Origin of the sequence: Streptomyces sp. NBC_01723 (genome assembly GCF_036246005.1) — a bacterium.
Taxonomy (GTDB): domain Bacteria; phylum Actinomycetota; class Actinomycetes; order Streptomycetales; family Streptomycetaceae; genus Streptomyces.
In genome coordinates, this window is the sequence record NZ_CP109171.1 from 7001090 (window position 1) to 7015759 (window position 14670).

General features: G+C 66.0%; 11 protein-coding genes and 1 pseudogene. 7 read left to right on the plus strand and 5 right to left on the minus strand.

Annotated features, from left to right (window positions below):
- The first annotated feature begins 279 nt into the window (after nt 1-279).
- From OIE75_RS32925 to OIE75_RS32950, 6 genes are all read left to right on the plus strand, one after another.
- Entirely contained in the window at nt 280-2442 is a 2163-nt protein-coding gene (locus OIE75_RS32925) for an ATP-dependent nuclease (protein WP_329407399.1), read from the plus strand.
- Nucleotides 2439-4253 carry a UvrD-helicase domain-containing protein gene (locus OIE75_RS32930; protein WP_329473124.1) on the plus strand — a complete coding sequence of 605 codons (1815 nt, stop codon included), beginning with the start codon at nt 2439-2441 and terminating at the stop codon, nt 4251-4253. Before OIE75_RS32925 ends, OIE75_RS32930 begins: the two co-directional genes overlap by 4 nt.
- A 316-nt stretch (nt 4254-4569) precedes the next feature.
- The gene (locus tag OIE75_RS32935; protein WP_329473125.1) at nt 4570-4872 is read left to right on the plus strand and encodes a hypothetical protein; all 303 of its coding nucleotides are present in this window, start codon (nt 4570-4572) and stop codon (nt 4870-4872) included.
- A gap of 348 nt (nt 4873-5220) precedes the next feature.
- On the plus strand, nt 5221-5430 hold the full coding sequence (locus OIE75_RS32940) for a DUF6243 family protein (RefSeq protein WP_329473127.1): 210 nt from the start codon (nt 5221-5223) through the stop codon (nt 5428-5430).
- A 642-nt stretch (nt 5431-6072) separates the two neighbouring features.
- Nucleotides 6073-7563: a DUF4365 domain-containing protein gene (locus tag OIE75_RS32945; RefSeq protein WP_329473128.1), complete on the plus strand. Its 1491-nt coding sequence runs from the start codon at nt 6073-6075 to the stop codon at nt 7561-7563.
- Nucleotides 7560-7808, plus strand: coding sequence for a hypothetical protein (locus OIE75_RS32950; RefSeq protein WP_329473129.1), 249 nt, complete (start codon nt 7560-7562; stop codon nt 7806-7808). The genes OIE75_RS32945 and OIE75_RS32950 overlap by 4 nt, the downstream gene beginning before the upstream one ends.
- Nucleotides 7809-7907: 99 nt before the next feature.
- Here OIE75_RS32950 and OIE75_RS32955 read toward each other — a convergent pair whose 3' ends face one another.
- The 3 genes and pseudogenes from OIE75_RS32955 to OIE75_RS32965 all read right to left on the minus strand — a co-directional run.
- Nucleotides 7908-9284: an IS1380 family transposase gene (locus OIE75_RS32955; protein WP_329472111.1), complete on the minus strand. Its 1377-nt coding sequence runs from the start codon at nt 9282-9284 to the stop codon at nt 7908-7910.
- A 150-nt stretch (nt 9285-9434) separates the two neighbouring features.
- Complete coding sequence (locus OIE75_RS32960) at nt 9435-10202, minus strand: IS5-like element IS1373 family transposase (protein ID WP_329474011.1); 768 nt, start codon at nt 10200-10202, stop codon at nt 9435-9437.
- An 86-nt stretch (nt 10203-10288) separates the two neighbouring features.
- Nucleotides 10289-10678: pseudogene (locus OIE75_RS32965) on the minus strand (helix-turn-helix domain-containing protein); the annotation flags it as partial.
- Nucleotides 10679-12483: 1805 nt separating this feature from the next.
- Between OIE75_RS32965 and OIE75_RS32970 the strand changes: the two are divergent.
- Nucleotides 12484-13329, plus strand: a complete 846-nt coding sequence (locus OIE75_RS32970) for a Tn3 family transposase (RefSeq protein ID WP_329473130.1) — start codon at nt 12484-12486, stop codon at nt 13327-13329.
- Between the two features lie 9 nt (nt 13330-13338).
- Here the strand turns inward: OIE75_RS32970 and OIE75_RS32975 are convergent, their stop codons facing one another.
- The gene (locus OIE75_RS32975; RefSeq protein ID WP_329473131.1) at nt 13339-14295 is read right to left on the minus strand and encodes a hypothetical protein; all 957 of its coding nucleotides are present in this window, start codon (nt 14293-14295) and stop codon (nt 13339-13341) included.
- Between the two features lie 12 nt (nt 14296-14307).
- Nucleotides 14308-14598 (minus strand): hypothetical protein, encoded by a 291-nt coding sequence (locus tag OIE75_RS32980; protein ID WP_329473132.1) that lies wholly within the window; start codon nt 14596-14598, stop codon nt 14308-14310.
- Nucleotides 14599-14670 lie beyond the last annotated feature (72 nt).

Here is a 14670-nt window from a genome sequence, read left to right on the forward strand (position 1 = left end):
AGGCTGTGCGCCTCGTACATGGCCATCCCTCACCCGGTCCGTCGGCCTATGAGGTGGTGGCCGCACGGGTGCCGTATGTCGAACATTCGGGAGTGAATTCAGATCGATAGGCGACCGAAACTGAATCAAATGCGACCGCTGTGCATTTAGAGAATTATGGTGACAAGATGCGGCTCCAGATCCTGAGGGGGTGACGGCATCTCATGGGGCTTGTGGCTTCCCCTGCTGTGTGTTCCCGCCGGCGTCCCAGGGTGTGTACGAGCGCAGCAAGGAGCCGTGATGACCCAGCCCAGTGATCCGCGTGCCATCCCAGGCCCGCGAGACGGCTCCGCCGAACCACACGGGACCGTAGTCCCGGTGCCGCCCCGGCTCACCAAGGCGGTCATCCGCAACTTCCGGCTGCTCCGCAGAACCGAGCTTTCCTTCACGGACAAGGTGACACTGTGCGTCGGCCGCAACAACACGGGAAAGACCTCGCTGGCAAAACTGTTCGAATTCTTCGTGGCGAGGAAGAAGGCCGCGCTGCGCATCGAGGACTTCTCCGCCGACTGCTACGAGGAGTTCCTCGCCGCCCATCGCCTCTTCGCCTCGGGTGAGGCGGAGCAGGCGCGCGACACGGTTCCGGCAATCACCCTCACCCTCCACATCTCCTACGACAAGGACTGCGGCCAGTACGGACCCCTGGCCCCCTTCGTGGTGGACCTTGACCCCGACTGCTCCGAGGTGGTGATCAGGTTCGCCTTCGCGTTGGGGGACGGTGCCCTGAAGGAGTTCTTCGGCGGCGTGCCGGCGGGGCCGGATGCCACGGCCACGCTTGAGCAGCTGGGCAGAGGTATCCCGAAGCACTTCGAGATGTCGGTGATGGCGGTCGACCCGACCGATGAGGCGAACGTCCGACCGGTCGACCTCGCGGATGTGCGCACCCTGGTGAGGGTGGACTTCGTCGAGGCGCAGCGAGGGCTGGACGACGAGAGCGACGGGCATGCCGCACCAATCGGAGCGGTCTTCGAGCAACTGCTGACCGCGGCGGAGAAGAGTCAGAACGCGACGTGGCTGGAGGAGCTCGCCGCGAACATCGACAGGACACTCGTGGACACCTCCGGCAGTCTCGACTGCAGCCTCCAGAAGGTCCGCGAACGGGTGGCGCCGACGTTGAAGGCATTCGGCTATCCAGGTCTGGCCAACCAGGAGTTCGTCACGGCCGCCCGGCTGGACTCCAAGAGGCTGCTCAGGAACTTCGCGCGCATTCACTATCCGGGAGTGGCCGGTGTGCGGTTCCCGGAGTCGTACAACGGCCTCGGTACGCGGAACTTGGTGATGATTCTGCTCAGGCTCTTCACCTGCTACCGCGACCACACGGCGACCTCTCCGGAGTCGGGGATCCATCTCGTCTTCCTGGAGGAACCGGAGGCCCATCTGCATCCGCAGATGCAGGAGGCGTTCATCCAGCGACTCACGTACTCCGTCAATCTGTTCCCTCGGATCGACGCGCAGATGAGAGCGACGATGCCCGGGCAAAAGGGAGCGGTCGAGGAGAGCAGCACCGCAATCGACAGCAGCCCCCGGTGGAACGCTCAGTTCGTGGTGACCACCCACTCGGCACACGTGGCCAACCGGGGACACTTCTCCGACATCCGGTACTTCCGGAAGGAGGAGGACACCGTGGAGAGCGGAAGCGAGCCGGGGCCGGCTCGCACCGTCATCAAGGACCTGTCCCAGGTGACTGGCGACGAGAGGTTCCTCCGCAAGTACCTGACCCTCACCCGGGCCGACCTCTACTTCGCGGACAAGGCCATCCTCGTCGAGGGCGCCAGCGAGCGTATCTTCGTCCCGGCTGCGGAGGAGAAGCTGGCGGCGAGGAGGCCCGAAGAGACGCCCCAGCACCAGTACGTGACCTTGATGGAGGTCGGCGGGGCGCATGCCCACAGGTTCTATCCGCTGCTGAAGGTCCTCGGGATCCCAGCCCTGATCATCACGGATCTTGATCCCGTCGACGACAGTGAGCCCAAGATTCGCAAATGTCTGGTGTCCGAATCCGGACGCACGTCCAACCAGTCCATCAGGGCGTGGTCCCCCGAGATGTCCGACATCACGGTGGCCGAGCTGCTGCAGCGGGCCGAGACGGACCCGCCGATCGCCGGCGGCAGCATGTGCCTCGCCTACCAGGTGCCGGAGGAGCCCGGCGGTCCGTGCGGCCGCACTTTCGAGGACGCCTTCGCGCTGGCCAACCGGGCCCTGTTCGGTATTTCCACGGGTGCCGCTCCCGCCGAGGAACTGGAACAACAGGCCCGTAGCAGCGTAGAGACCAGGCACAGCAAGGTCGACTTCGCCCTCGACCATGTCCTCGGAGACCACGACTGGCAGGTCCCGAAGTACATCAGGCGCGGCCTCGAGTGGCTCATGGCACAGGACGGGACGGCGACGAAGGCGGACGTCCAGTGACGACGGAGGCGGAAGATGTCACGCACGCGATCCTGACGGCTCTCCAAGCGGGCCGTCACTTCAAGGTGGAGGCCGGTGCCGGTGCGGGCAAGACCAGCTCACTGATCGAGGCGCTCCAGAGCATCCTGGCTGACCGCCCCCGCTACCTCCCGCGGCCCCACCAGCGCATCGCCTGCGTCACCTACACCAATGTCGCCCGCGACGAGATCATCAGCCGTACCGACCGCAGCCCGTACGTGTTCGCCGAAACCATCCATGGTTTCCTGTGGCAGCTGCTCTCCCCTTTCGGCAAGCACCTGTTGCGCCACATCGTCGAGCTGGACCTCATGCTGTCGAAGATGGAGGGCCACACCTCACTGGACGGCTACACCGTCGAGTACAGCACCGGCTTCCAGAAGGTGGACCACGACAGCCGTCGGGTGCAGTTGGGTCACAACGATCTGCCCGTCCTCGCGAGGGCGTTTTTCGCCCTTCCCAAGTTCCGGGCTCTGGCTGCCGACCGGTTCCCGATCGTCTTCGTGGACGAGTACCAGGACACCCCCGCCGGTCTGGCGGAGGCCATGCTGGGCACGCCGGGCGATGAGGCCACTGCGCGCGGCCCCCTCTGCGGCTTCTTCGGGGACCATTGGCAGCAGATCTACGACAACGCGTGCGGGGCACTTGAGGACGCCCGCCCGACACCGGTCTTCAGACGGCGCAATCGGCGCTCGCAGCGCGCCGTCGTGAACCTCCTGAACACGATGCGTCCCGAATTGACGCAGACCATGGCGTCAGGAGTTGGCGAGGGCACCGTCGCCGTCTATCACACCAACGAATGGGCCGGGACGAGGCTCACCCACCACCGGAAGGGTCAGCTCGGCTGGGACGCGGCCCACGCGGCACGGAAATGGGTACTGGACGACGTCCGCGACCGGTTATGGAGCACCGGGGCATCCGGTCACGATGCCCAGGGGCGGGCGGAGGAGCCCAGCACGAAGATCCTCATGCTCACGCACGAGACGATCGCCGGCGAACTGGGATATCAGAAGCTCCACGGGGCCTTTCGGCGCAACGATTCCTACGTGAGGAAGGAGGACCACGCCATGGCCTTCTTCATGGACACGCTGGAACCGGCCCTGCTCCACCACCGGAACAAGCGCTACGGCGCGATGTTCGACGCACTCGACCCCCGTGGCCGCCCACCCATCAACTCGTCGGCCGACAAGCAGGAATGGATGGCGTTCCTGACGAAACTGGGGGAGGCCCGCAAGACGGGCACGGTCGGCGACGTCCTCGACCTCTGTCTTGAGCAGCAGCTCTTCGACGGCCTGGGGAAGGTGCGCGAGCGTCACCGGAAGGCCGTGTCACTATCCGGCACCGACCCGCAGGCTGTGAGTGACGATAAGGCCGAAGCCCGGGCGGCGGCGCGGTCGAAGGAGTACCAACAACTGCGCCAGGTGCCGTACGCGGAGTTGCTGGCGTTGAGCGAGCACCTCGGCGGCGGCACGCCCTTCGCCACACAACACGGAGTCAAGGGACTGGAGTTCAACCGGGTTCTCGCCGTGGTCAGCAAGGGACACTCCCGCTTCCAGATCCCCGAGATGCTGGCTAACTTCTCCCGGCGCGACGAACTGATGGACAAGGAACTGGAGGCGTTTATCAGGGCACGCAACCTCTTCTACGTGGCATGCTCACGGGCCAGAGAGCATCTGGCCATCCTCTTCACCACGAAACTTGAGCCCGCTGCACTGGACACCCTTCGGGAGTGGGTCGGCGAGTCGCGGATCACGTCGCTGCGGTTCGACGGGGATACGGTGGTGGGTGGCGAATGAGGGACGATGCAGGCTGGACGGATCCCCGGGCCAACCCCAACAAGGGATGCCCTGGGTTGCTGGTCGCCCGGATGCGATCGCCTCATGACGACCTCGGGCAGCTCCCAGCCGCCAAAGATCAGGGAGGAAGTGGGCGAAGGTCGGAGCGCCCCGCAGTCGCTCAGCCGTGAGCCCGTGTATCTCGACCGGCCCCGGGCCGCATCCAGGGTTGAGCAGGGTCGAGAACTCTCCGGACCGTTCGCCTTCCGGGCTGATCGTCACCACCGCGACGGACAGCACTCGGGTCCCGGCCACCGGCGTCACGGTCCGCGACGACATGCGTCAGGAGGTCTTCCGCCCGCTCCCCATCCACCTCGGCGCGCTGGACGAGACCCTGAAGTGGGGCGGCGAAGCCGTCGAGGCGGCCGATGCCCGCATCGACGTCGAGCTGACGGTTCAGGACGGCACGCTGCACCTCTGGCTCGGCCTCGACAGGGTGGACGTCCGGGCGGCTTGCGACGATTTCGCCCGCCTGCTGCACACCCTTCCGTACACCGACTGCCAGGTCGGTGACGACCATGTACTGCTGCGCCTGCACGGCGATCTCGAGACCGATCCCCTTTTCCCTTGGCCGCCGTAGGCATGGATGCCTACGCCTCCGGGCCGAAGGATCGGCGACGGCTCATTGAGCAAGTCACCGATGGGCCTGCGGAAGCACAGGCCAAGCAGCCGTATTCGTGAGCCCGTAACGCGAGCCGGGCCACGTTCTTCGCTCCGCTTCAGGCTGGCAAGGGCGTGACAGGAATGGCGCTGCAGAGCCCCCGCTGGCTCTTTCAGGAAACGGCTGCCCCTGGCTCACCGAAGGCCCGGCCGACGCCGGGACGGCGAAAAACTTGGTATGCGGGCCCCTGCTGACGTCCTTCGACGTCGCTGTGCCGTTCCTCACCGATTAATCCGTAGATCACTTCACAACATTCCGGGAGAACCCGTGAGCAAGAACATCAACAACCCCGTGGGCATGGGCGGCGGCCAGCGCAAGAAGCTGTCCCGCGCCGAACGGCAGAACAACGGTCCGCACCGCAACCTCGACCGCCAGGGTGCCGCCGACCAGAAGGCGGAGCTGGTGCGCAAGATGTGCGAAATGGCCGGCACAGCCGAGGGTGCCGGGCAGACCGGCGACAACACCGCACAGAGCTGACGCACCGCCACCGCAGGGCGGCACCGCACGGGGCAGGGTCCGGACCGCGACACGTGGCCCGGGCCCTGCTGCCGTACCGAGCGCGACCTGCCCCGCTCAGGTCCCGGCCGAGCATCCGCGTCTCAGCTGGCCAACCGGGGCAGCCGCAGATTCAGCAGCCTCGTCACCGCCACCACCCCGAGCTGCACCAGCAGCGTCACCACCAGCGCGTTCCCCGTGGCACAGCCCGGGCGACACCGCCTCGCTGAGTTGGCCAGCGTCGACGCGCGCCAGGGGGCTCTTCGAGTCTGAGTCGGGTGCAGTAAGCCGTGGAGAGAGGTTCGAGTGCCTCCGGCGGCAGGCCCGTGGGCGGATGGTCGAATCGGGTTCAGTGTATGAATTTCACCATGTCGCTGACCTGCGAAATCGCATCCCAAAGTTCGAGTAGCCGATACGCCGAGTTGGTGCAGCCCGGTGCCGCTCATTCGCTTTCGTCGTTGGTGACGATCTCGAAAATCGTCTTGGCACAGGCATCGCCACGCCTGATCGTCAGCGGAGCGCTGGATGCGGTCGGGCCTGACTGTCAGTGGTGCCGCATACCCTGAATGAGCACCTCGGCCGGCTACTTGCCGACGGGTCGTGTCCAGCAAGGAGGATGAGGCGATGGCTGATCGCAAGACGGTGACGCGCCAGACGTTCATCGGTGAGAAGGGCATCGCCCTGATCGAGCGACGCTGCCTGGAGATGGGCCACCTCTTCCATCCCCGGCGCGTCGATCACGGCATCGACGGACACATCGATCTGGTCGACCCCGACAGCCGCGCCGTGCTGAACCTGACCCTGCTGGTCCAGAGCAAGGCGCAGGAACGGCGTTTCTCTGGCGAGACGGACGACGGCTTCCACTATCTCTGCGACCAGCGCGATCTTGATCACTGGCTGTCCGGTAACTCGCCGGTCATCCTGGTCTTTTCCCACCCCGAGAGTCATGAGGCGTGGTGGGTGGAGGTCAAGGCGGCGTTCCCGGACGCGGTCAGCCGTGCTGCCCGCCGCGTGGACATCGACAAGCACACCCAGCGCTTCGACCGGGACGCCGCCCAGGCGCTGCTGCGCTTGGCGATGCCGCGGACGACGGGCCTGTACCTGCGGCCCGCGTCGATCACCGAAGTGCTGACCACGAACCTGCTGCCCGTCATCGAGATGCCGCCGACCGTGCATCTGGCCCCGACGACCTTCACTGACTACCGCGCGGCCGGTGGCGCACTGGAGACGCAGGGCCGGCGTGAGTCCGGCTGGATCCTGCGGGACAACCTGGTCCTGTCGTTCCACGACCTGCGGGACTCGCCTTTGCGGGTGCTCTGCGACGGAGATCCCGAGCGGCACGAGACCAGAGAGTGGGCGGACAGCGACGACCTCGACACCCAGCACCGCTTCGCTGACCTGCTCTCCCGGACCGTTCAGGGCTCCTATCCGGAACTGCGGTGGCACAAGGACCGCAAGCACATGCACTTTCGCGCGACCTCGCACCTGGGGCCTCGCAAGGCGGGCAAGGGACCCGGATCACGCGGCCGGACCGTGTTCGGTCCGCACACCTCGAAGTCCGACCCACAGCGCGTCGGCTACTACCACCACGCTGCACTGCGCATGAGATTCCGGCGCCTGGACGGTGTCTGGTACTACCAGCTGGAACCGGACTACTGCTTCACCACCGACGGGTACACCGAATACCCTTTCGCCGACCGGCTCCTGGCGGGGATCAAACGTCTCGACCGGCATCCGGCGGTCCGAGGCTGGACCCGCATGTGGGCCAACTACCTGCGCCAGGAGGCCGACTTGTTCACGGAAGCACGGCCCGTCCAGTTCGGCGAGCTGGCCACCATGACGGTCGAGCGCGGTATCGACGACCTGTTGTGGGGGCCGGCGCCGTCCGGGGCCACACCCGAGGACGACCAGGACCCGTCCGCCGGAGGGCAGGAAAGTCTGGACGCTGTACTGGCTGCCGCGGATGCGGACACCCAGGATCTCCTCAGCCTGCTCCAGGACGGCGAGAGCGACGAGGGTGCTCCTCGGCGAAGAAGCCCTGGAAGCAAAGCCAGGTCTGCAGGACTGCGGACGCCCCGTCAGGGACGGGCGAGCGGTGCGAGGCGAGGCCGGTGATCAGCTCGGTGATCCTTGACGAACCAGAACTGGAATTTGGGGGAGCGGCCCGGCACATCGATCCACGGTTCGGGATCACGAACTACGGTCCCGCTGATCTCGGCGTGGCCGACGCGCCCAGGGCGATCCGCGTCGGCCTTGTCGGTCCTGCGGACCAACTCGACGGGCTGCGCCAATGGCTAGCCTCGATCTTGCGTGACGGTCCGCCGACGGAGTCGGTGGACCGTTTTCGTGCTGTGGGCTGAGGCTGGGCAGGTTGAGGGCCCGAGTGTCGTCTCGGATGGACGCCGGGTTCCACTGCTCCGGCCGGAGGGTTCTCTCGTAGGGGCGGATGAATCCGCTGCTCATCCCGGGTTCGGCAGGAGTGCGAGCCGTTCGAGGGCGGCAGTGATGTGACTGGTCCAGGGCCAGTGCTGGGCCAGGCGGAGGATTTGCCGACGGCCGGTGGTCACGAGCTGTCCGGCCGTGGTGAACAGGCGGAGCCGCAGGCGGCGAGGTTCCCAGAGACGGGCCTTGCCGGTCAGGGCGAGCATCGGCATCCAGGCCAGCAGGTCGAGAGCGATCTGCACGATCTCCAGCCAGATCCGGTTCTGGGCCGTGCGGTGCAGAGGAAGATTCCGCAGGCCGGTGGCCCGGGCGGCCCGGATGCGGTCCTCGGCCCGGGCCCGCAGCCGGTGACGGAGCTCGAGCTCGGCGATCGGCCGGCCCGAGGTGTTGGTGGCGAAACAGGTCAGCCGCATGCCGTCCGCGTCCGTGAGCCTCAACTGGGCCCCGGGGTGCGGTCGTTCCTTCCTGACGATCAGCCGCATGTCCTTGGGCCAGCCGTCCAGAACGTCGCCGGTGAGTTCAGCGACCCAGGCGCCGTCGCGGATCTCGCCGCCGGTCTCGATGGCCGCCGTCCAGGCCGAGGCCGGAACCTTCAGCACGTGCTGGTGGATCGCGTCGGTGATCACCATGCCGACCGAGTAGGACAGCCACCGTCCCCGCTGGGCGAGCCATGCGACGAAGTCGTGAGTGCCGCCCGCGGAGTCAGTGCGGATCAGGGTCCGGCGCCCACGCCGGTACTTCTTCGGCAGCTGGGCCAGCGCCAGTTGGGCGGCGGTGACGTGGTCGGACGCGGTGTTCGAGCCCGCGTTTCCTGGTCTGAGCAGGGCCGCGACCGGTTCCCCCGTGCCGCCCGGTCCGTGGTCGACGAAGCCCATCAGCGGGTGATGGCCGTAGGTCCGCTTCCAGGTGGGTGCGGCGTCCTCCTTGTCCGAGTGCGCGATCACCAGCACCCCGTCGAGGTCGACGGTCACCGCCCCGCCCGCATCAGGCGCTGCCCGTCCGGCCAACCGCCAGGCACGTTGACGGACTTCAGCCCGCGCGGAACGGATGGCCCGCAGGGCCTTCTCCCCGGAGGCTGCGAGGGTGTCGATGAGGCGGGAGACCGTCGGGTCGGAGGCGACCGGCCCGAACACGGCCGGCTCGGCCCGCAGCATGCCGATATCCGCCAGGCAGTCCCCGCCCATCGCGACTGCCAGCGCGAGGTCCAGGAGGATCTTCCCGGGATCGTGGACGGCCCGCGGCTTCCGCCAGGGCGCCAGGGCTGCGGATATCGCCTGGTCAAGGCCCGTCTTGCGGACCGTCTCCAGCAGCAGGACCGCACCGGCCTGCGAGACCACCTGCCGACCGTCTCCCTGGACACGGACACGCGGGTACGACGAGATAGGCTCTCTCACCTGGAAAGTGCTCTTTTCCTTGCAGCCAACAGGACCCTCAGCAAGTCCTATCGTTGCAGGTCAAGGGCACTTTCCGTGTTTCTGATCATCTCTTGGACAGCCCACCTCGCGAAAGCGCGAGGCTAGAGGTTGTCCCGTATGGAGTGTGAGTTATCCAGTGAGGGCCAGGTTGTGCAGTCGGGCGATGCCGAGCATGGCCTGGTGAACTCCGTCGCCCTTGAGTCGGCAGTCCCGCAGGATCTTCCAGTTCTTCAACCGCGACAGGGCGTGTTCCACGCGCGCTCGTGCCCGGCGATGGACGGCGTTCTCTGCCTCCTGCGAGGGGCTGAGGTGGCTCTGGCCTCGTCGTTTGCGGTGCGGGATCAGGAGGCCGGTGCCTTGGTAGCCGCCGTCGGCAAGGGTCGGGGCGCCGCGGCAGGCCCGATCGATGCCGGACTCGGTGAAGGCCCGGCAGTCGTTGCGGCTGCCGGGCAGCGGGAGACCGATGGCCACGACCAGGCGGCTGTTGGCGTCGATGACGACCTGCAGATTGGTCGAGTACCGGTAGTTCTTGCTGGACGCGGCGACACTGCGGTCGCGGGTGGGCACCAGAGTGCCGTCGACGATGTAGACGGTGTCCTTGCGCGGCCGCCGCGCGGGCGAGATGGCCAGCAGCGGTGCGAGATGGTCCAAGATGCGGTCGGCAGCGGACTTCGAGACTCCGAACAACGGCGCCACCTGCCGCAACGTGAGGTTCGTGCGCCAGTACGTCGCCACCAGCAACACCCGGTCTTCGAGCGACAGCCGCCATGGCCGGCCACGCTGAACGTCGCCACCTCGGCGCCGTACCAGTGCCACCAGCCTCGCAAACTGCACCTCGGTCAGACCCGCAAACGGCTCGATCCACTTCGGATCATCTGCTGAGATCACCCCACCCATGCCCGACCAACGCACCAGCAGCACCACCGGTTACGGGACAACCTCTAGAAGAAGCCCAGCTTCTTCGGCGAGTACGACACGAGGAGGTTCTTCGAGTACCGGTAGTTCTTGCTGGACGCGGCGACACTGCGGTCGCGGGTGGGCACCAGAGTGCCGTCGACGATGTAGACGGTGTCCTTGCGCGGCCGCCGCGCGGGCGAGATGGCCAGCAGCGGTGCGAGATGGTCCAAGATGCGGTCGGCAGCGGACTTCGAGACTCCGAACAACGGCGCCACCTGCCGCAACGTGAGGTTCGTGCGCCAGTACGTCGCCACCAGCAACACCCGGTCTTCGAGCGACAGCCGCCATGGTCGGCCACGCTGAACGTCGCCACCTCGGCGCCGTACCAGTGCCACCAGCCTCGCAAACTGCACCTCGGTCAGACCCGCAAACGGCTCGATCCACTTCGGATCATCTGCTGAGATCACCCCACCCATGCCCGACCAACGCACCAGCAGCACCACCGGTTACGGGACAACCTCTAGCGGTGGACCCCGGACCTCGCCACGTTCAAAGCGGTACACAGCCGCTTCACACCGAAGGCGTCACGGTGGTCGGCGACGAACTGGAAGCGGCTCACCAGCTGGTCACTCCCGCGAGATATTGACCGCTCGGCGCAGGATGTCGCGTTCCATCTCCAGCTCGCGGAGCGCCTGCGCAGTGCGGGAGTGTCCGCATCCTTGGCTCATCCGGCTCCGCCAGCGCCGGCAAGGCCGGGACGACTGCGGGGTCGAGTTCCCCGGCGTTCGTGCGACCACCGCCGACTCGGCGGGCCCGGCCGCGCGGGAGGGGGACCTCACCGGCCTCCAGTTCATTCACAGATCCTCTTCCCACCTCATGCTTACGCGTGGTGTCCGCAGGATCCGTTAGCCCCTGAGGTCCGCTGCGGCGAGGGCGTCGAACGCCTTCGTCCGGACGATCTTCATCGCCTCGGTCAGGGCCAGGACGAGCAGGTCCTGACGTGCCACGGGAAGCCGTCGCCACTGGGTCCCGATGTCCCGATGTCCCGATGCCTGGCCGTCAGTCGTCCGGCCAGGAACCGCAGTGTGCGGGGGACAGGTCGATCGAGGACGGGTGGACAAGCATACGAAGCTCCTGACGGACACGGGCGATCTGGTCGAGAAACCGTCTGCCAGGAGCTTCGTCGTTATGCAGGACTGTCAAACTCGCGGTCAGCGCCGCCGCGGTGGACGCCGATGGCGAGATTACTCAGGCCGGCCGTGGTCCGGAGCAGGCGGCCGGTACGGATTTTGGAGTCTCGTCCTCGCGTGAAGGCTTCTCTGCCGCTCACAGCCCGACCATTCGCCGTGGTGCCTCCGCGGTCATGGGGAATCGCCAGGCCGTGGCTGTATGTCTGTAAGGTAGCTTGAATGACATCGTGACCATTTTGAACATTGATGCATTGATCCCTGAACGCATTACCCCAGCCAAAGGCAGACACGGCGATCGTGCTGACGTCATGTTGCGCATGCGGCAGGTGGGGGGACCTGCTCGCTGATGCCGTGATCGTCGAGTTCGACGAGCTCGGTCGGTCCGCCCGTAGCGCGCTCCAGCGCGGCCTCGTCGGAGGCCGGGCGAGCGTGCCGGACGCTCCGCCGGCTGGCGACGCGTTGCTCGCCCACACCGAGGCCATGCCTGGCTGGGTCTCGGCGGAGTTGCTGAACGACGGGGACCGGATGCCGCTCGCCGTGTCACCGCCCTGGCGCAACCTGGCTTTCTCCGGTGGCTCCCTGACGCACACCTACAGTTTCGCAGCGCAACGAGACCGCCCGCGGCGAGTACATCAGCGCGCTCGGCGAGGACGGGGAGCGGGTCGACATCTCGTTCGCCACGCAGAACTGGCAGAAGGCCGTGGTCGACAGGAGCAGGCCGGGTCAGTTCGTCCGCCGCACTTCGAGGCGATGGTCTTCACCTACCTCGCCGAGGAGCTGCGTAGCGGAGACGTCGCGGTGGTCGGCTCGGAGGAGTACGCCGACTGGAGCGACCAGCTGCTGCCGTGGGAGGTGGTGGAGGAGAAGCTGCCCGCCTACCTGGTGGAGGTCGGCCTGGCCGAGGACGAGGACCAGGCCGCAGCCTTCGACGCCGCCGCCTTCCGCCGCCAACTGGAGGACCGGCTGCGGGCTGCCGCCGCGGCAGCGGACGCCGGTTACTCGGACAACGAGAGCCTGGTGATCGACCCGGACACCGGCATCCCGTCGCTCAAGCCGCAATTGCGCTTTTCACCCATTTCATTCCGTGTGGGGTGTGGGAGGCCGTCTACATCATCGAGAGCCTGCTCAAAAATGCCTCCGAGGCCAAGCCCACCACCGTGCATGCAGATACGCAGGGCCAGTCGCTGCCTGTCTTTACCCTTGCGCACCTGCTGGGCTTCAACTTGATGCCCAGGATCCGGAATTGGAAGGGCCTGACCTTCTACCGGCCGAGCAAGCAGAGCGAGTACGTGCACATCGACGCCCTGTTCGGTGAGCTGGGGAAGAACGTCATCGACTGGGGCCTGATCGAGTCCCAGTTCCGGCACCTGATGCGGGTGGCCGTCTCCGTTCGAGAGGGCGTCATCTCGTCGGCGACGCTGCTCAAGCGGCTGCGGTCGGGGTCGCACAAGAACGCCACCTACACCGCGTTCCGCGAGGTCGGCCGCGTCATCCGCACCGTGCAGCTGGTGCGCTACCTCTCGGATGCCCCGCTGCGCCGGCGGGTGACTGCGGCCACGAACAAGGTCGAGTCGTTCAACCGGTTCTCCCGGTGGGTCGGCTTCGGCAACCAGGGCGTCATCGCCGACAACGACCCCGTCGAGCAGGAGAAGGCGATGAAGTCCAACGCGCTGCTCACGAACTCGGTGGTATTCCACAACGCCCTGGACATCGCGGAGATCGTTCGCCAACTGTTGGAGGAGGGGTGGGAGATCGACCCGGAGGACCTGGCCCAGGTCTCGCCGTACCTGACCGAGCACATCCGCCGCTTCGGCGAGTACTCCACGCACGAGCTCGGCCTTGCGCCCGAGGCGTACGACCCGAAGCCTGACGTCGACTTCACTACGCTGCGCGAGCAGGGTCCGTCGGGGGACGATAGCTACGGCCAGGCGGCATGATTTCTCGCACTACGGCTGGGCCCGCAGCCCAGTAACGTCGGGATCCAACAAGCCGTTGGTATCCGCTTGATCAGGATTGGTGAGTCGTCTTTTCAAGTATGCTGAGTATGCGCTGACCTTGTCGGCTGTGTACCCGCCGCATCCAATCGGTGGGTTCGGGCTCACGTCCAGGACACACCATTGCCCAGTCGTCCAATGCCGGACGAGGTGGACACTGGCGATGTCGTACCCCAATGACGTCGCAGCCTGCACAGCGGTCTCTTGTGCCTCCGGATCCAGGCTTTGTGGGTCGACGAGAGTGGCGTCCTCCCAACCCGATTTCGCCAGTAGATCGCCGCCCCCCATGCTGCGGTGCTGCAGGGCAAACGAGACGTGGCCTCCCAACACGAGCAGGAAATATGAACCATCAGGTGGCACGAGTTCCTGAGCGAGGAACCCGCGTGCGTTGTCGGTATCTCGGAGTTCTTCGGTGAAGGCTAATTCGCTGCCGACGAGGCTCGTTCTGCCACGTCTGCCGCCCGTGACCGTTTTCAATACGAACGGCAGGTCAAGCTGCATGGCCAGATCGTGGTAGGCGCCTGGGAGCAATCGCGGTGGTAGATAGACCGTGGATGGTATGGACAGCCCTCGGTTGGCGAGCCGTACGTACTTGAACAGTCTGGTTGGCGCGCCGATACCTGCGACGTTGACGGCGCGGACACCTTTAGCTGCGAGGTAGTCCGCGAGCGCATTCAAAAGAGTCGCGGTGGACCGGTGGTAGGCAAAGACTTGCACAAGACCGAAGTCGGCCAGATCCCGCTCGTTCACCGTCTCGCGGATACGGACTCCCCCGGGGCCGATGTAGATAGCGATTTCCTCGATACTACGGAAAACGACCTCAACGCCTGCGGCGAGCAGCTCACTCGCAAAGTCGATATGTTCGCCAAGTCCTTCAGCGTTGAGAACCAGCGCGGGTTTCGATGCCAACCGGACCATTGGCTACTGGCCGCCCTTCTGGACGAACCCCTTGACTTTTCTCTCGATGGCTTCATCTACCTTGGCAGGGTCAACCACGTCGTCTTTTCTGAATCCGAGTTCGGTAAGCGTCAGATTATCGAACTCCTCAAGAACTTCGTCGATGTCGTCAATCTTGTCCGCAGCTTCCCTCGACGCTTCCGCAGCCGAATCCGCAGCCGAATCCGCAGAAGTGCTTGGCTGCTCCGGATCAGGCGCTGCCTCCTTTTCCTGGTCGGTTGCCGGGCCTGTTTTCCGCTCCTGCTTACTGGACAATTTTCTCTCCCTATTCCTTGCCGTCGCAGAAAAGAGGTCGGCTTACATGGCCCGCGACGAACGTCTTGGCGT

Coding starts and splice junctions, on each gene's coding strand:
- OIE75_RS32945 (WP_329473128.1), top strand. CDS start 6,073: ATGGCTGATCGCAAGACGGTGACGCGCCAGACGTTCATCGGTGAGAAG.
- OIE75_RS32935 (WP_329473125.1), top strand. CDS start 4,570: ATGCGTCAGGAGGTCTTCCGCCCGCTCCCCATCCACCTCGGCGCGCTG.
- OIE75_RS32925 (WP_329407399.1), top strand. CDS start 280: ATGACCCAGCCCAGTGATCCGCGTGCCATCCCAGGCCCGCGAGACGGC.
- OIE75_RS32960 (WP_329474011.1), bottom strand. CDS start 10,202: ATGGGTGGGGTGATCTCAGCAGATGATCCGAAGTGGATCGAGCCGTTT.